Genomic DNA, 16,628 nt, shown 5'->3' with positions numbered 1-16,628 from the left:
CTATTCTCGCAAATCCAGCAGACGGCGGAGCGTCGGCGCGACCGCGTCGCGCAACGCGGCGGCGCTGATCGGCGCTCCCCCGCTCGCGAGCGCGGCGGCGCGCGCGTGCACCCGGGCCGCGCAGACGCCGGCCGAACGAGCGGGGAGTCCCGCCGCCAACAACGATCCGGCGATGCCGGTGAGCACGTCGCCCGCCCCGGCGGTCGCGGCCCAGGACGACTCCGCGTCGTTGCCGCTGACCCGACCGTCCGGGTCGGCCACCAGGGTGATCCGGCCCTTGAGCAGCACCGTCACCCCGAGCCTCTCGGCCAGGCCGCGCACTGCGCTCAGCCGGTCCGGCCCCGGTTCGGCTCCGGCGAGCCGGGCGAACTCCCCGGCGTGCGGCGTCAGCAGCGTCGGTGCGGTCCGATCCGCCAGAAGCTCGGGCGCACGCGCCAGCACGGTGAGCCCGTCGGCGTCGACCAGTGTCGGAAGGTCGGTCCCGAGCACATCTGCCAGTAGATCGTGTGCTTGCTCACCCGTGCCGATTCCGGGGCCGATCGCCCACGCCTGGACTCGCCCGGCATCGGCGACGGTGGACGCCGCGACCACCTCCGGCGACTTCGCCAGCACCTCGTCGACCGCCGGACCGACGTAGCGGGTCATGCCCGATGTCGCAGCCACCGCGGCCGAGGTGGCGAGCACCGCAGCCCCCGGGAACACCGCGGACCCGGCGATCACGCCGACCACGCCCTGCGAGTATTTGTCGTCGCCCGGCCCGGGAAGCGGCCACAGCGCGGCCACCTCCGCATCGCTCGGACTGGTCACCTGTGCAGCCGGTACCGGGATGCCGATGTCGGCCACCACCACCCGGCCGCAGGCCGGCGCGGCGAGCAGGTGGGCGAGCCTCGGCGCCCCGAAGGTCACGCACACGTCGGCCCGCACCGACGGTGTGTTCACCACGCCGGTGTCGGGATCGACGCCGGACGGAAGGTCGACGGAGAGCACCGCCGCGCCCGTGTCCGCGATCCGCGCGAAGACCTCCGCAGCCGGCGGTCGCAGCGGGCCGCGGCCGCCGAGCCCCACCACGGCGTCGACGGCGATGTCGAGTTCGTCCGGCACGGTGGCGCTCACGCGGCCGCCGGCGCGCCGGAACGCCGCCAGGCCCGCACCGTGCGCGTGATCGGGATCGAGCAGGAGTGCGTCGACGCGGACGCCGCGCCGCCGCAGACGAACGCCGGCGTAGAGCGCGTCGCCGCCGTTGTTTCCCGCGCCGACCACCAGCAGCACCCGCCGGCCGTAGACGCCGCCGGTCCGCTCGCGCAGTTCGGCGCTCACCTGCGCCGCCACCGCGTTCGCGGCGCGGGCCATCAGCACACCGCCGCTGAGCAGATCGCCGGTCGCGGCTTCGGCGTCCCGGATCTGCGCGGCGGTGTAGTAGCCGGTCACCACGAGGTCCTCATCGCTATTCGACGGTGACGGACTTGGCCAGGTTCCGCGGCTTGTCGACGTCGTAGCCGCGCGCCTGGGCGACGGTGGCTGCGAACACCTGCAACGGGACCGTCGAGACCAGCGGCTGCAGGAGGGTCGCGGTGTGCGGGATCGGGATCAGATGGTCGGCGACCTCCGCCGCCGCGGTGTCCGTGGCCTCGGCGATCACGATCGTCCGGGCACCGCGCGCCTGGATCTCGCGGATGTTGCTGATCATCTTGGAGTGCAGCAGGGCCCGGCCCTCGGGGGACGGCATCACCACGATCACCGGCAGCCCGTCTTCGATCAGGGCGATCGGGCCGTGCTTCAGCTCGCCTGCCGCGAAACCCTCGGCGTGGATGTACGCGAGTTCCTTGAGTTTGAGCGCGCCTTCCAGCGCCACCGGGTAGCCGACGTGCCTGCCGAGGAACAGGATCGTGTCGGCCGAGGCGAGGCCGCGGGCGAGCTCTCGGACGGGCTCCATCTGCTCGAGCACCTTCTCGACCGCGGCCGGGATCTGTTCCAGTGCCTCGAACTCGCGTGTCACCTCGTCGGCGTACTTGGTACCGACGGCCTGAGCCAGTGCGAGGCCCACCATGTAGGCCGCGGCGATCTGCGCGAGGAAGCACTTGGTGGACGCGACCCCGATCTCGGGGCCGGCGTGGGTGTAGAGCACGGCGTCCGATTCGCGCGGGATCTGCGCGCCGTTGGTGTTGCAGATCGCCAGGACGCGGGCCTTCTGGTCCTTGGCGTGGCGTACGGCCTCCAGGGTGTCGGCGGTCTCGCCGGACTGGCTGATCGCCACCACCAGCGTCGACCGGTCGAGCACCGGGTCGCGGTAGCGGAACTCGCTGGCGAGTTCCACCTCGACGGGCAGTCGGGTCCAGTGCTCGATCGCGTACTTGGCGATCAGTCCAGCGTGGTAGGCGGTGCCGCAGGCGACGACGAAGACCTTGTCGACGTCGCGCAGGTCCTGATCGCTCAGGCGCTGTTCGTCGAGCACGATCCGGCCGTTGCGGAGGTGACCGATCAGGGTGTCCGAGAGCGCCGCGGGCTGCTCGGCGATCTCTTTGAGCATGAAGTAGTCGTAGCCGCCCTTCTCCGCGGCGGCCAGGTCCCAGTCGATGTGGAACGGGGTGCCGCCGGTCGGGTTGCCGTCGAAGTCGGTGACCGCATAGGTGTCGGCGGTGATGACCACGACCTTGTCCTGGCCGAGTTCGATCGCGTCGCGGGTGTGCTCGATGAACGCCGTCACGTCGGAGGCCACGAACATCTCGCCGTCGCCGACCCCGACGACCAGCGGGGTGGACCGGCGTGCGGCGACGATGGTGTCCGGGTGGTCGGCGTGGGTGAAGACCAGGGTGAAGGCGCCCTCCAGACGCCGCAGCGTGGCGTACGCGGCGGCCACGAAGTCGCCCGCGTGCCGGCCCGACGCGTATTCGCGCTCCATCAGATGCACCGCGGTCTCGGTGTCGGTGTCGGAGGAGAATTCGATGCCGGAGTCTTCGAGCTCGGCACGCAGCGGCGCGTAGTTCTCGATGATCCCGTTGTGCACGACGGCGATCTTGTGGTCGGTGCTGAGGTGCGGGTGCGCATTGCGATCGGTCGGTTGACCGTGCGTGGCCCAGCGCGTGTGGCCCATACCGGTGTGACCGGTGAGCGCCGCACGGCCGACTTCAGCGATCTGCTTGTCGAGGTTCTCCAGCCGGCCGGCCTTCTTCTCGACCGTCACCGCACCGTTGCCGTCCAGGATCGCCACGCCGGCCGAATCGTAGCCGCGGTACTCCATCCGGCGGAGGGCGTCCACGACGATGTCGAGCGCGTCGCGCTTGCCTACATATCCCACGATTCCACACATGGGTACCAAGAATAGCGTCAGGCGGAGCGTGGTTTAGCGCCGAGCAACTGGGACACGGTGTCCAGTTCGGGACGGTCGGCGGACTCGAGGTCGACGGCGAGCGCGTCGCCCATGGTGAGCTCGGGGTCGGAGAAGGCGGCGTACTTCTCGTCGCCGGTCAGCCGATGCAGGAAGAAGCCGGTCAGCTGCGCCCGAACCGCCTTGTGGACGGCTCGATCGGCGCCGTTGATGCCGATGAGGGACTTGACCGAGGGCGTCTCGACGAGGTCGCCCGCGTCCGCTCCGGGGAGTGTGCGCAACACCACATCGCCTGCGACGTTCTCCGCCAGGTCGAGTGCGTTGCCGGTCATCGACGCCAGGTGTCCGCTGCCTGCCAGCACCAGCGACGGCACCCGGACGGTCGCGGCCGCGGCAGGCAGGTCGGCGGTGGTGGGCGCGGGGAACACGGTCGCCAGCGCCTTGACGTTCATCGGCGGCCTGCCCAGCAGCACGGCGTCGGATGCGGCCCGGACCGCGGCGGCGGCACCGAACCCGTGTCCGGCGAGCCCGATCCGGTTCGGATCGACGCGGACCCGGCCGGTGCCGAGTTGCACGCTGCCGGCGACGGTCGCCGCGGCGCGCAGGTCGGTGCCCAGGGAGATGTCGGACGGGAACGGGCCCCGGCTGCCGTCGGGCGCGGCCGCCACGATGCCCCATGAGGCGAGGTGGAACAGCAGATCCCGGTAGCGGGCACTTCCCACCAGCCAGCCGTGCGCGAACGCCACTGCCGGAAGGTCGCTGCCGGTGCGCGGTGCGAAGATCTGACCGGACATGCCGACTATCCCGAGATCGCCGCGATCGACCTTGTTGGGTCCGCGGCGCGCGAGTTCCTTCATCAGCTTGTCGGGCGGAGGCGCCACGACCTTGTTGTTCCCGAACACGGCTCCCACCCTATGACATCGATCGCGGATAGGGACTCGGTGCCGACCGATCACCGTCCGCGCGTGCGCGGCCGCGCCGCGTCGAGTCCTGCGGCCAGCATCAGCCGCCCGAGCACGGCGTCGGCCGCATCGGCGTCGGCGCGCAGCCGGGCGCGGAGCCGCTGGACGCGCACCGGATCCTCGCGCGGTGCGGGCGCCGCCGCTGCCAAACGGTCGCGGTAGCGTCGGCCGGCCTGTTCGAACCCGCTCGCGGATTCGGCGGACAATGCCTCGAGTCGGTTCTCCGGAGACGTCACCGCAGATCCGCCAGTACGAGCTCGCCTGCCGAACCGGTGTCGGTCGTCCATGCCGAGGCCACCTCCGCGAGGACTGCGGCGATGGCGTCGGCGGCCAGCTCCCCCGCGGAGTCGGCGTAGTCAAGACGCGAATGCACTTCGGCTCGCAGTTCGCCTTCGGTGACCGCGCCGGCATTCAGAGCGGCAGGTACCGCGTCGAGGTCCACCCCGCCCAGCCTGCGACGGGACACCGTCTCCAGTACCGCTGCGTGGCGTGCGAGCACCTCTTCGAGGACCTGAGCGGCGTGGGTGGTCACGGCCGCCCCCTGCGTCAGCCGGCTCCGCAGATCGGCGACGTCGCCTGCCACCACCCGTACCGCGCTGCCCGCCGCGTGTCCGGATCTGCCGGACCATTCCCCGACCGTCGTCGCCGTCGCACCCGCTGCTCCCTCCGCGCGGGCGAGGCGGTCTGCCAGGTCGCTCAACCGTTGCGCATCCGCCACGAATGCCGGCATCCGAAACTCGTCCACCGCTGAATGAGGCCGGCGTACGGCCGCCTCGTCCACCGCGGTCAGGCCCAGTTCCCGGCAGACGGCGATCACCGTCGCGAAACCGTCCGCGCACGAGCCCGTCATGCCGGCCGGCCCGTCGCCCACGACGCCGCGGCCGACTCCGCGTCGGCGAACGCCGCACCGGCCCGCCCCAGATCCGCGGCCACCGCGTCCACCGCGACTCCGCAGCCACGGAGCCGGGCGGCGAGATCGAGGAGCCGGTCCAGCGTGGCGTCCGCCGCACGACGCGGCGGACCGTGATCGGCCCAGTCGCACATCCCGCCGCCGTCGAGTTCCGCGGCGCATTCCGCGAGCGTCGTCACGATGTGCTGCTGGGCGGCGGTGAAGTCCGCGAGTTGGTCCAGATCGACGTGGATCGAGTCATTGCTTCCGGCGTCCATGCCTATTGGACGCACGCGCCGCCCGCACGGTTCCGCGACACGCCGAAAACGTCGCGTCCCCGACCGGTCGGGCGTGTCTGTCGCGGGGCCTGTTCAGACGCCCGCGACCACAGCGGCCACGCGTTCGGCGATTCCGCGCGCCGACTCGGGGGTCTGCGCCTCCACCATCACCCGGACGAGTTGCTCGGTTCCCGACGGACGCAGCAGGATGCGCCCGCATCCGTCCAGTTCGGACTCGGCGGCCGCTACCGCGCTGAGCACCTCTTCGGCGACCGCGACGGCGTGTTTGTCGGAGACGGGGACGTTGATGAGCTCCTGCGGCAGAACCGTCATCACCCCGGCCAGATCGGCCAAGCGCTGTCCGGTCTGCGCCACCCGCGCGGCGAGCATGAGGCCGGTGAGCACTCCGTCGCCGGTGGTTCCGACGGCCGGGACCACGATGTGGCCGGACTGCTCACCGCCGAGGGCGTAACCGCCCGAGCGCAGTTCCTCGAGGACGTAACGGTCGCCCACGCCCGTCACCTTGAGCTCGATTCCCGCGCTCTTCATCGCCAGGTGCAGGCCGAGGTTGCTCATGACGGTGGCCACGAGGACGCCGTCGGTCAGGTGGCCCGCCTCGTGCATCGCCAGCGCCAGGATCGCCATGATCCGGTCGCCGTCGACCACCGAACCGGTCGAGTCGACCGCCAGGCAGCGGTCGGCGTCGCCGTCGTGGGCCAGGCCGAGGTCGGCGCCGTACTCCAGGACGGCGGCCTGCAGTTTGTCCATGTGCGTGGAGCCGCACCCGTCGTTGATGTTGAGGCCGTCGGGCTCGGCGTGGATCGCGATGACCTTGGCGCCGGCGGCCTCATACGCGCGGGGAGCCACATGGGACGCCGCACCGTGTGCGCAGTCGACCACGAGCGTCAACCCGTCGAGCGAGGTCGGGACCGACTCGGCCAGATGAGCGAGGTAGCGTTCGGCGGCGTCCTGGGCGTCGCGGATCCGGCCCACACCGGCGCCGGTGGGACGGGGCTGGTCGGCGTGCATCGCCGCCTCGATCTCGTCCTCGACGTCGTCGGGGAGTTTGTGGCCGCCCGCGGCGAAGAACTTGATGCCGTTGTCGGGCATGGGATTGTGCGAGGCGGAGATCATCACTCCGAAATCCGCCCGATAGTCAGCCGTCAGAAAGGCGACGGCCGGGGTGGGGACCACTCCCACCCGGATGGCGTCGGCGCCCGCCGCGGCCAGACCGGCGCACAGCGCGGCCTCCAGGAGTTCGCCGGAGGCGCGGGGGTCACGTCCGACGACGACGCGCGGACGGGAACGAGCGTTTGCACCGAGAACGCGAACGGCGGCCGAGGCCAGGGCCAACGCCAGCTCTGCGGTGAGCTGGTCGTTGGCCCGGCCTCGGACGCCGTCGGTGCCGAAAAGGCGAGCCACAGTAGCCGAAGCGATCAGCGCTTGCTGTACTGCGAGGCCTTGCGGGCCTTCTTCAGGCCGTACTTCTTACGCTCCACAGCACGCGCGTCGCGGGTCAGGAAGCCGGCCTTCTTCAGTGCCGGACGATCCTCGGGGCTGACCTCGATGAGGCCGCGCGCGATGGCCAGACGCAGCGCGCCCGCCTGACCCGACGGGCCGCCGCCGACCAGACGAGCGTGGATGTCGAAGGCGTCGGTGCGCTCGACGGTGACGAGCGGAGCCTTGATGAGCTGCTGGTGCACCTTGTTCGGGAAGTAGTCCTCGAGGGTGCGGCCGTTGAGCGTGAACTCGCCGGTGCCGGGCACCAGGCGGACCCGGACGATGGCCTCCTTGCGGCGGCCCACGGTCTGGATCGGGCGGTCGAGCACGACCGGTCCGCGAGTGGCGGTCTCGGTCTCGACGACCTCGACGGACTCCGTGGTGTAGCTGCCGTCCTCGTTCAGGGTCTCTTCTTCGATGACCTCGACGTCGACGTCGTTCAGGTTCTCGTTGGTCACTGGGCCACCTGCTTGATCTCGTAGTTGACCGGCTTCTGCGCGGTGTGCGGGTGGTTGGGGCCCGCGTAGACCTTGAGCTTGCCTGCGATGGCGTTGCCCAGCTTGTTCTTCGGGAGCATGCCCTTGACGGCGCTCTCGACGACGCGCTCGGGCTTGGTGGCCAGGAGCTCACCGATGCTCTGGGACTTCAGGCCGCCCGGGTGACCCGAGTGGCGGTAGAGACGCTTGTCGGTCAGCTTGTTGCCGCTGACGGCGACCTTCTCCGCGTTGATGATGATGACGTAGTCGCCGCCGTCGACGTGCGGGGCGAACGTGGGCTTGCCCTTGCCGCGGAGCAGGTTGGCGCTCGCGACGGCGAGGCGGCCGAGCACCACGTCGGTGGCGTCGATGACGTACCACTCGCGGGTCACGTCACCGGCCTTCGGGGTGTAGGTAGGCACAGTAGTCCTCTTTTGAACTCGTTTGCTGCTGGTCAGGCACTTCTGCAGAGCGTGCTCCCGGCGACCAGTGGGGACCCGGGCACTCTGTTGACGCAGGGCACCAGCGATCTAGCTTACGCGGGCTCGTCGACGCGGGTCAAAACGCGCGTCCGGCTGGGTCCGTATCGTCGAGAGCATGACTTCAGTGATCAGCATCGGTCCCGGCGACGGCGCCCTCACCCTGCGCACCGGCGTCGCCGGGCGGGCGGCGCGGACCGGCCACAGCTTGACGATCGGGTTCGACGCGTGGCGAGCCGACATCGCCTTCGACGGCGACACTCCGGTCTCCGTGGCGCTGCGGGTGGACGTCGACTCCCTGCAGGTGCTCTCGGGCGAGGGCGGGCTGACTCCGATGACCGGTCCGGAACGGCTGGTCGCGCGCGCCAACGCTCTCAAGTCGCTGAAATCGTCCGCCTTCCCCGAGATCGTCTTCCGAGCCGGCGGCGTGTCGGCGAGCGGCGACGGCTACCGGTTGTCGGGCGATCTGACGATCTGTGGAGTCACCGAGCCCCACACCGTCGACGTGGCGGTGGACGGCAGCACCGTCTCCGGGCAGTCCGCGGTGACGCAGACGGCGTTCGGGATCAAGCCGTATTCGCTGATGATGGGCGCCCTGAAGGTGGCCGACGAGGTGGTCGTGACGCTGGAGGCGTCGGTCACCGTCTCCTAATCGCTCACCACACGCAGGGAACCCACGGCCCCGCGGCACGGACCGTCCACCGACTCCTCCCCCGTGCCCGTCTGACAACCGATGCTGATCTGCGTGCCGCTCTCGACGGCCACGTACCAGGCCACGGGAGAACCCGACGCCGGCGTCTCGCGATACCCGATCACGCGACGGCCCGCATAGCTCACGTCGGCCGCGAACTCGGCCACCGCGTCGTCCCCGCGCTGCGCGATGCGGTTCCGCAGGCTCTCCGCGACTGTCGCGACGGTGGAACCGCCCCGCAGCCGCGAGACGACGACGATCAGCCGCCTGCCGTCGTCGGGGGCCGCGAACACCGTGCGGCTTCCGGCGGTCGCATCGTCCCCGTCACTGCGCCGCCACTGGCCCGGAACGGCGAGTTCGGCCCGGCCCACCCGGACCGTCTGCTGCACGGACCGCTCCGGCCGCGGCCAATGCGCCCACCCGGCGGTCGCGGCTGCGGCCAGCACCAGCACCGCGGCGACGGCTGCCGGCGCGCGCAGTCCCCGGCGCGACGCGGCGATCGGCGGCGCGGGCAGGCCGGCGAGCAACTCCGCGGCACTCACCGGGCCGAGCCGACCTCCGTGCCTGGTCAGAACCGTTCTGTCGACGGCCATCGCGCGGACACCGAAGGCTTCGAGCAGCAACCGCTGGGCGGCGGCGACCGATTCCGGATCGGGACCGTCGACGAAGACCGCGTCGGCGGCGCGCAACGGAGCCGACCACCCGGGTTCGGCCGATATCCGGCGCGGGAGGTCCACCGCGCCCCGCCCCAGCGACCACCGGCCGTCGGTGCGAGTCACCGTGTGCACGCTCCAGTGTCCGCCGGTGGCCGGCAGCATCCGGGTCTCCACCACGGCGCAGCGGTGCACGGTCGCGTCGGCGTGCGAAGCGGCGATCGCCACCGCCCGTGGAACGGGTTCGGCGGCGGCGCCCACGGAGGCGAGTTCGCCGACCAGAGCCTCGGTGCGGACCGGTCCCCACACGGTGGGCAGCAGGATCCGGGAGGCGCCGGCGGCGCGCCGCATCACCTCGCGCAGCGCCTGCCGGGCGAGGGCCCGCCGTTCGGCGCAGTCGATGTCCTCCAGCAGCGTCGTCAGGTCCACGGTGCCGCCGGGACCGGTCACACGTCCGTACGCGAGATCGATCACCGGGCCGCTCACGCCCGTTCTCCCAGCGCGACCTGGACGATCTCCGGCGACCGGTTGCGCGACACCAGTTCGCCGCGGCCGGCCGGCAGCCGCTGCAGGCGGTGCCTGCCCACCACGTAGCCCTCGTCGGGGTCGCCGTTCATCAGGAGGACATCGCACGAGAGGTCGCGCAGACAGGCGATCAGCGGATCGAACAGCGCTCGGCCGACACCGCCGGATCGGCGCGTGAGGATCAGCCGGAAACCGATGTCGCGACCGTGCCCGAGCAACTCGATCAATGGCGACAATGGATTCCCGGACGCCGTGGCGACGAGGTCGTAGTCGTCGACCACCAGATAGACGGTGGGCCCCGACCACCAGCTGCGGTCGACGAGTTGTTGCGGTGTCACGTCGTCGCCGGGCAGCCGCGCGGCGAAGTACTCGGCGAGTTGCGCCATCATCGGCCGCGCCGTGCGTTCGGAACTGGCGTAGCCGCCCAGATGCGTCTCCGGCACCTCTCCGAGCAGTCCGCGACGGTAGTCGACGAGGACGAGCTTGACCTCGTCCGGATCTCCGCCGGCCACCAGTCCGCGGACCAGCGTGCGAAGCGTCTCGGTCTTGCCCGATTCGACGTCGGCGAACACCAGCAGGTGCGGCTGGGCGTCGAAGTCGAGGACGCACGGCCCCAAGTCGGTCTCCGACAGCCCGAGCGCTACCGTACCGGCCCGCGTCCCGGCTCCCTGCGCGGCGACGGTCTCCGCGAGCACGGAACCGTCCACCACTCGTGCGAGAGTCCGCACCTCCGGAGCCCGGCGATCGCCGTATTCCCGCGCGACGGCCTCGACCAGCTTCGCCGTTCCGGCGGACACATCGGTCGCGTCGGCGACGCCGTCGACCCGCGGCAGCGCCACCAGCAGGTGCTTCTCCTGCGCGGTCAGCCCGCGGCCCGGCCGTCCCTCCGGCACTCCGGCCGCGGCGCGGCGGCTCATCTCGGAATCGAGGGCGTCACCGAGCCGCAGTTCCACGCGACCGGCCATCAGGTCCTTCATGGCGGGCCGGATCTCGCCCCACCGCGACGCGCTGACCACCACGTGCACGCCGTACGCCAGCCCCGTCGAGACGAGGGCGTCGACCTTCTCCTCCAGCGCCTCGAAGTCGGCCCGGAGCACGCCGATCCCGTCGATGACCAGGAAGACGTCGCCGTACCGGTCGTCGGCGAAGCGGCCCGCAGCGCGCGCCGCGCGGTACTCCCGCATCGACTCGATGCCGTCCTCGGCGAAGCACGCCTCCCGGCTCGTCTTCACCGCCAGGATCTCGGCGAGCGTGCGGCGGATCCGGTCGTGCTGGACTCGGGTGGCCACCGAGCCGACGTGCGGCAGACCATCGAGTGCGGCGAGCGTGCCGCCGCCGAAGTCCAGACAGTAGAACTGCACCTGTTCGGGGGTGTGGGTCGTGGCGGCTCCGCAGATCAGGGTGCGCAGCGTGGTGGACTTGCCCGACTGCGGACCGCCCACGACAGCGACGTGCCCGGCCGCACCCGCGACGTCGAGCCATGCGGTGTCGCGCCGCTGCTCGAACGGCAGGTCGATGACCCCGTACGGAAAGGTCAAGGTGCCGGGTGCGGTGTCGCGTGCCAGCGCATCGAGGGTGATCGCCCGCTCCAGCGGCGGCAACCACACCCGATGCGGGGTGCGGCCGTGCCCGGCCAGTGCCGCGACCACCGTCTCGAGCACCGTCGCGGACGGACCCTCGTCGGCCTGGCCGTCCGGCTGCTCCGTGGCCGGTTCGGCGAGCGGGACCTCCGCGGTGGTGAACGCGACCGGCCGGGTCTGCGCACACGACGCGGAACCGGCAGACGGCCCCGCCGGTGGTCGATAGGGGCCGGAGACGAAGCACGTGTTGAAGCGTGTCGGCGCCGACGAATCGCACTTCAGGTAGGCCGCGCCGGGCGCACTCGGCAGGTGATAGGCGTCGGGGACGCCCAGCACAGTCCGGGACTCGTTGGCGGAGAAGGTCTTCAATCCGATCCGGTACGAGAGATGACTGTCGAGCCCGCGCAGCCTGCCCTCCTCGAGACGCTGGGACGCGAGCAGCAGGTGGATGTGCAGGGAGCGCCCCAGCCGGCCGATCGCCACGAACAGGTCCGCGAATTCCGGTTTCTGCGCGAGCAGTTCGGAGAACTCGTCGACGACGATGAAGAGGGCGGGCAGCGGGTCGAGCGGCGCCCCCGCCCGGCGGGCCTGTTCGTAGTCGGTGACATTGGCGAAGTTGCCTGCGGCGCGCAGCAGTTCCTGACGGCGGTTCAGTTCGCCGGAGAGTGCGTCGCCCATCCGGTCCACCATCGCGAGTTCCTGCTCGAGGTTGGTGATCACCGCGGCCGTGTGCTTGGCCTGCTCCAGACCGAGAAAGGTGGCCCCGCCCTTGAAGTCGACCAAGACCAGGTTCAACTCGTCCGGGGAGTGCGTCGCGATCAGCGCGAGGACGAGGGTGCGCAGCAGTTCGCTCTTGCCGCTGCCGGTGGCGCCGATGCACAGCCCGTGCGGCCCCATTCCGCCGTGCGCGCTCTCCTTCAGGTCAAGGTGCACGGGAGCGCCCTCCGGGGTGTAGCCGATCGGCACGCGCAGTCGTTCGGCACCGAGGCGCCCGCGCCAGGCCGACTCCGGGGTGACGCGGCCCGCGTCTCCCAGACCCAGCAGTGCGGGCAGTCCGGGATCGCTCGCGAGAACCGGCGTGTCGAGATCGAGCAGGGCGTCGAGCGACGCCGGGCGGTACCGGGCGAGCCTGCGCGCGACGGCTTCGGCGCACGGCCCGGACAGCCGGTCGGCGACGGCGAACTCCTCCAGTCCGGCGGCGGTGCGGGCGGCGACACGACCGCCGGACACCGTCAGCTGCAGCCCGCGACGCACCGCCAGCGGGCTCGGTGCGGTGCCCAGACTCACCACTGTCACGCCGTCGAGGCCTACGCCGCCGATCAATTCGTCGTCCACATCGACGCGATCGGTGTCGACCACGATCAACAGATGGGACGTCGCCGGAGAGTCGGCCGTCCGGCTGAAACCCGCGCGGGCCGCGAGATCGGCGGCGAGGTCGTCGCCGAGGGCGCCGAGCGTCGGGTACACCATGCGCACGGCACCGAGCCCGTCCCGACGAGCCGGATGGCCGATGTGCGGCAGCCACTTGACCCAATCCCATTCGGCGTCGAGCGGATCGTCGGCGACGACCGCGATCCTCAGGTGGTCCGGACCGTGCAGTACGGCCAGCGAGCACAGCATGAACCGCAGCAGGGCGCGCACCTGCACCGGATCCCCGAGCAGGCTGACCGCCGGGAATCCGCGCAGCGCGATCGCCGTCGGCAGTCCGTCGACGGCCGCATGCGCGGCAGCGAAACGTCTCAGCGCCACCGCCGACACCGGCTCCAGGTCGTCGCCCGGCGGCGTCTCCGGCGGCACCAACGCGGTCGCGAGGCGGTGTGTCCCGCGGCCGACGCGGACATGGCCGAAGTCGTCGTCGGTGAATCTGCGCTCCCACATCCGGCGGCCCCCGACCAGGCCGATCAACGCTCCCGGATCCGGATGCCGCCACTGCGCCGATTCTCGTTGCGCTGCAGCCGTTTCGGCGACATCGTCGCGAAGCTGACCGAGATGGCGCAGATAGTCCTTGCGGTTCTCATTCACCTCGGCGGCCCGCTCGGGACCGCCGCGCCCGCCGGATGCCAGCATTCCCACCATCGACATCACCATCATCAGCGGGAACATCAGAAACATCGGATTCGCCAGTGCCCCAGCGCCTCCGGTCATCACCATCATGGCGACCATGCCGATGACGGCGACCACCATGACCGCCGGCAGAAGCCGCACCAGCAGATTCGGCGGCACTGCGCGCGACAGCTCCGGCGGCGCGGTCAGCTCGATCTCCCCGTCCGGCGGAGCCTCCACGACGATCCGCGGACGACGCGCGAAACCGATTGTTGCACTGCCCATTCGAGCCCCCCAGCTCTGATTCGGCCGCCGCGTGAGGCCGGTTGAGCGATTTCCCCCAATCGCTGACCGCGACGACTCCCGACATGGTTATCTCGACGACGTCCTCGCCTCACGGGCGATGGAAGAGGTTGTATCAGGAACCTTGGGGGAAGGTTTGCCGAATGACCGTGTTGACCGAACCGGACATGATCCGGACATCGATCGTGGGTGGGAGCACTCAACTCGACGCAGGCCTTCCGGCCGGCGTGCCGATCGCGGCGCTGATGCCCGATCTTCTCGACGCTCTGCGGGTCCGGGTGGACGACAGCGCTGAACCCGCGAACTGGACACTCGCCCGCATCGACGGAACCGCCTTGGCCGCCGAGCACACTCTCGCGCAGTGCGGGGTGTGCGACGGCGATCTGCTGGTGATCCGCACTGCGCCGGCCGATGCCGGGACGGTGCTGATCGACGACGTCGCCGACGGTGTGGCGGCGGCTCTGCAGCGGGACCGCTTCGGCTGGTCGTCGGACGCCTCACGCATGGTGAGCTATCTGGTCTTCCTGGTCGCGGTGGTCGGGGCCGTCCCGGCCGGCCGCTGGGCGGCGGCCGCCGGCGACGCTCCGGTGGTCCTCGCGGTCTCGGCCCTGGGTGCGGCGGTCTCACTCGGGGCGGCACTGTCCGGCCGTCGCCTGGAGAGCGACCCGCGGACCTCCGCCGTCCTCAGCATCGCGGGCTGCGTCCTCGGCGCCGTCGCGGCCTCGCTCGTCGTGCCCGGCGCGGCGGGCGGAGTCCAGCTCGCGTTAGCGGGCATCGCTGCCCTGGCCGGTGCGGTGATCGGATACCAGGGCACCGGCCGGGCCGCGGCGGCCCACACCGCGATCGCCGTGGTCGGCGGCGCAACCGCGGCGACCGGGCTGCTCGCCACGGTGTGGGCGCCGTCAGTGCGGGATCTGGCCGCAGTCGTCGCGGCGGCGGGCGTCGGCCTGGTGCTCTGCGCGCCGCGAATCGCGATCGCCGCCGGACGTCTGCCGTTGCCGTCGGTGCCGAACACTGCGCCGGCGGCACCCGACGGGACCGATCCCGCGGTGGTCGACGGCGTGGACGCGGTCCGGCTCTCGACCCGCGATCCGCTCGGCGCAATCGCCGACCTCGCGCTGGGCGACCTCGACGCGCTCGCGCGCCGCGCCGCCGTGACCGCATCGATTCTGACGGGCGCACTCGCCGGTGCCGTCCTGGTCACCGGGGTCGCGACCGCGGCCGTCGCCGCTGCGGCGTGCGGATCGCCGGTGGCGCTGGGCTACTGCGCGTGCATCGTGGTGGCACTCGCCGCCCGCGGCCGGACGCACGCCGACCGGCTGCAGTCGGCTCTGCTGGTCGGGGCGGCCGGGATCATCGGAGTCGTCGCCGCGCTCGCCGCCGTCGCGGGGTCCGGCCCGGAACCGGTCTGGGTGTTCGCGGGGACGATCGGCTGGGCGGTCGGCGCTCTGCTGCTGGGCACGGTCGCATCCGGCCGCGACTACTCTCCGCCCGCCGTGCGCGCCGTCGAGATCGCCGAATACGCCGCGCTGACCGCGGTGATTCCGCTGCTGCTCTGGGTCCTGGACGTCTATCAGGCGGTCCGGACCCTGTGATCCGGCGGATCGGCGCGATCACGGCGGTCGCGGCGGTCGTCTGGTTCTCCGGCGCGGGTGCCGCCGTGGCGGTCCCGGCGCCGGTGATCGCCCGGGCGACGGTCTCGGCCGCACCGCTGGGCCCGCCCGAGCCGACCGAGCAGCGCGCCCGCTGCGCGACCACCGCCGACGCGGACACCGCAGGCGAACCCGCGGGCCACCGACTGCTCGACGTGGCAGCGGCCCATCGGTTCAGTCGCGGCGCCGGCGTGTCCGTGGCGGTCATCGACACGGGTGTGAGCCCGCACACCAGGCTGCCGCGCCTCGTCGCCGGCGGCGACTACGTCGGGACCGGCGACGGACTGTCGGACTGCGACGCCCACGGAACGCTGGTCGCGGGCATCATCGCAGCACAGCCCTCCGCCGACGACGACTTCGTCGGTGTGGCGCCCGAGGCGACCATCATCTCGATTCGGCAGTCGAGCGGAGCGTTCAGCGCCCGGGGCAGCGGAGCCGACGACGCCGTGGTGGGAGCCGGATACGGCCCGCTCACCACTCTCGCGCGGTCGGTGGTACGGGCCGTCGACCTGGGTGCACGGGTGATCAACATCTCAGAGGTGGCATGCGCACCCGCCGCCGGTCCGCTCGATGACGGTCTCGTCGGGACCGCGCTGGCCTACGCGCGTGAGCGGGACGTGGTGGTGGTCGTGGCAGCCGGGAACCTGACCGAGACCACGGCGTGTCGGGAGCAGAACCCGTCGGGTGCGGCCTCGGTCGAGCAGGCGTGGGCGCGACTGCGCACGGCCGTCACCCCGGCGCGATTCGCGCCGCTGGTGCTGACGGTGGGCGCCGTCGCGGCCGCCGACGGCGCAGCGGCGGACTTCAGCCTGCGCGGGCCGTGGGTGAGCGTGGCGGCGCCGGGCACCGATGTGGTCAGCGTGATGCCGGGCTCGGGCGGCCCGCGGCTCGCCGGCGGCCTGCGCACCGGCGACGGGGTGGCCCCGCTCGCCGGCACCAGCTACGCGGCGCCGTACGTGTCGGGCCTGGCGGCGCTGATCCGGTCCCGGTACCCGCGACTGTCGGCCGCTGAGGTGATCGACCGCATCGTCGACACGGCGCACGGCGGCGGCCGGGACGACGCCGTCGGCAGCGGGGTGATCGATCCGCTCGCCGCACTCACCGACGACCCCGAGGTGCGCGCCGCTCCGGGTCTGCGGCCGTTGGCTCTCCCCGACGATGAGCCCGAGTCGGGCTCCGGTGCGGGCGTCATCCTCGCGGGTGCGGGTTTCGCGGCTGTCGCCGTCGTGGGCGGACGCCTGCTGCGCCGCCGCCGATGATCGCTGCCGAGGC

At 71.8% G+C, this 16,628-nt stretch carries 14 protein-coding genes; 3 read left to right on the top strand and 11 right to left on the bottom strand.

What is annotated here, in order from left to right; translation table 11 throughout:
• The 9 genes from ACZ5QD_RS01540 to rplM all read right to left on the bottom strand — a co-directional run bounded on the left by ACZ5QD_RS01540 (position 1) and on the right by rplM (position 7,852).
• Positions 1 to 1,431 carry an NAD(P)H-hydrate dehydratase gene (locus ACZ5QD_RS01540; protein ID WP_464367055.1) on the bottom strand — a complete coding sequence of 477 codons (1,431 nt, stop codon included), beginning with the start codon at positions 1,429 to 1,431 and terminating at the stop codon, positions 1 to 3.
• A 13-nt stretch (positions 1,432 to 1,444) separates the two neighbouring features.
• On the bottom strand, positions 1,445 to 3,307 hold the full coding sequence (glmS, locus tag ACZ5QD_RS01535) for a glutamine--fructose-6-phosphate transaminase (isomerizing) (protein ID WP_464367054.1): 1,863 nt from the start codon (positions 3,305 to 3,307) through the stop codon (positions 1,445 to 1,447).
• A 17-nt stretch (positions 3,308 to 3,324) separates the two neighbouring features.
• Positions 3,325 to 4,227: an alpha/beta hydrolase family protein gene (locus ACZ5QD_RS01530; RefSeq protein ID WP_006897165.1), complete on the bottom strand. Its 903-nt coding sequence runs from the start codon at positions 4,225 to 4,227 to the stop codon at positions 3,325 to 3,327.
• A gap of 50 nt (positions 4,228 to 4,277) precedes the next feature.
• Positions 4,278 to 4,523 carry a hypothetical protein gene (locus ACZ5QD_RS01525; RefSeq protein ID WP_006897164.1) on the bottom strand — a complete coding sequence of 82 codons (246 nt, stop codon included), beginning with the start codon at positions 4,521 to 4,523 and terminating at the stop codon, positions 4,278 to 4,280.
• Complete coding sequence (locus ACZ5QD_RS01520) at positions 4,520 to 5,137, bottom strand: hypothetical protein (RefSeq protein WP_464367053.1); 618 nt, start codon at positions 5,135 to 5,137, stop codon at positions 4,520 to 4,522. Before ACZ5QD_RS01520 ends, ACZ5QD_RS01525 begins: the two co-directional genes overlap by 4 nt.
• Complete coding sequence (locus ACZ5QD_RS01515) at positions 5,134 to 5,454, bottom strand: hypothetical protein (protein WP_006897162.1); 321 nt, start codon at positions 5,452 to 5,454, stop codon at positions 5,134 to 5,136. Before ACZ5QD_RS01515 ends, ACZ5QD_RS01520 begins: the two co-directional genes overlap by 4 nt.
• 93 nt (positions 5,455 to 5,547) lie before the next feature.
• Complete coding sequence (gene glmM / locus ACZ5QD_RS01510) at positions 5,548 to 6,876, bottom strand: phosphoglucosamine mutase (RefSeq protein WP_062367114.1); 1,329 nt, start codon at positions 6,874 to 6,876, stop codon at positions 5,548 to 5,550.
• 14 nt (positions 6,877 to 6,890) lie between these two features.
• Positions 6,891 to 7,412 (bottom strand): 30S ribosomal protein S9, encoded by a 522-nt coding sequence (gene rpsI, locus ACZ5QD_RS01505; RefSeq protein ID WP_006897160.1) that lies wholly within the window; start codon positions 7,410 to 7,412, stop codon positions 6,891 to 6,893.
• Positions 7,409 to 7,852, bottom strand: a complete 444-nt coding sequence (rplM, locus tag ACZ5QD_RS01500) for a 50S ribosomal protein L13 (RefSeq protein WP_006897159.1) — start codon at positions 7,850 to 7,852, stop codon at positions 7,409 to 7,411. Before rplM ends, rpsI begins: the two co-directional genes overlap by 4 nt.
• Positions 7,853 to 8,027: 175 nt before the next feature.
• On the opposite strand from rplM, the gene ACZ5QD_RS01495 reads away from it, so the two are divergent.
• A complete protein-coding gene (locus tag ACZ5QD_RS01495) occupies positions 8,028 to 8,561 on the top strand; it encodes a YceI family protein (RefSeq protein WP_464367052.1) in 534 nt (177 codons plus the stop codon).
• Here ACZ5QD_RS01495 and ACZ5QD_RS01490 read toward each other — a convergent pair.
• Both ACZ5QD_RS01490 and eccCa read right to left on the bottom strand, forming a co-directional pair.
• A complete protein-coding gene (locus tag ACZ5QD_RS01490) occupies positions 8,558 to 9,739 on the bottom strand; it encodes a type VII secretion-associated protein (protein WP_346075945.1) in 1,182 nt (393 codons plus the stop codon). The genes ACZ5QD_RS01495 and ACZ5QD_RS01490 overlap by 4 nt on opposite strands.
• The gene (gene eccCa, locus ACZ5QD_RS01485; protein WP_464367051.1) at positions 9,736 to 13,686 is read right to left on the bottom strand and encodes a type VII secretion protein EccCa; all 3,951 of its coding nucleotides are present in this window, start codon (positions 13,684 to 13,686) and stop codon (positions 9,736 to 9,738) included. The genes ACZ5QD_RS01490 and eccCa overlap by 4 nt, the downstream gene beginning before the upstream one ends.
• Positions 13,687 to 13,847: 161 nt before the next feature.
• Here eccCa and eccD point away from each other — a divergent pair, with 161 nt between their 5' ends.
• Positions 13,848 to 15,299 (top strand): type VII secretion integral membrane protein EccD, encoded by a 1,452-nt coding sequence (eccD, locus tag ACZ5QD_RS01480; RefSeq protein WP_278126547.1) that lies wholly within the window; start codon positions 13,848 to 13,850, stop codon positions 15,297 to 15,299.
• On the top strand, positions 15,296 to 16,615 hold the full coding sequence (gene mycP, locus ACZ5QD_RS01475; RefSeq protein WP_006898019.1) for a type VII secretion-associated serine protease mycosin: 1,320 nt from the start codon (positions 15,296 to 15,298) through the stop codon (positions 16,613 to 16,615). Before eccD ends, mycP begins: the two co-directional genes overlap by 4 nt.
• The last annotated feature ends 13 nt before the right edge of the window (positions 16,616 to 16,628 follow it).

It is taken from the genome of Gordonia sp. J1A (assembly GCF_055393515.1).
The sequence above is the reverse complement of the archived record's forward strand: the minus strand, read 5'-3'. Positions and strand labels throughout refer to the sequence as shown.

What these genes read in the sequence shown, in the direction of transcription:
- eccCa (WP_464367051.1), bottom strand. Translation starts at nt 13,686, where the DNA reads ATGGGCAGTGCAACAATCGGTTTCGCGCGTCGTCCGCGGATCGTCGTG.
- eccD (WP_278126547.1), top strand. Translation starts at nt 13,848, where the DNA reads ATGACCGTGTTGACCGAACCGGACATGATCCGGACATCGATCGTGGGT.
- glmS (WP_464367054.1), bottom strand. Translation starts at nt 3,307, where the DNA reads ATGTGTGGAATCGTGGGATATGTAGGCAAGCGCGACGCGCTCGACATC.
- ACZ5QD_RS01520 (WP_464367053.1), bottom strand. Translation starts at nt 5,137, where the DNA reads ATGACGGGCTCGTGCGCGGACGGTTTCGCGACGGTGATCGCCGTCTGC.
- ACZ5QD_RS01515 (WP_006897162.1), bottom strand. Translation starts at nt 5,454, where the DNA reads ATGGACGCCGGAAGCAATGACTCGATCCACGTCGATCTGGACCAACTC.
- ACZ5QD_RS01495 (WP_464367052.1), top strand. Translation starts at nt 8,028, where the DNA reads ATGACTTCAGTGATCAGCATCGGTCCCGGCGACGGCGCCCTCACCCTG.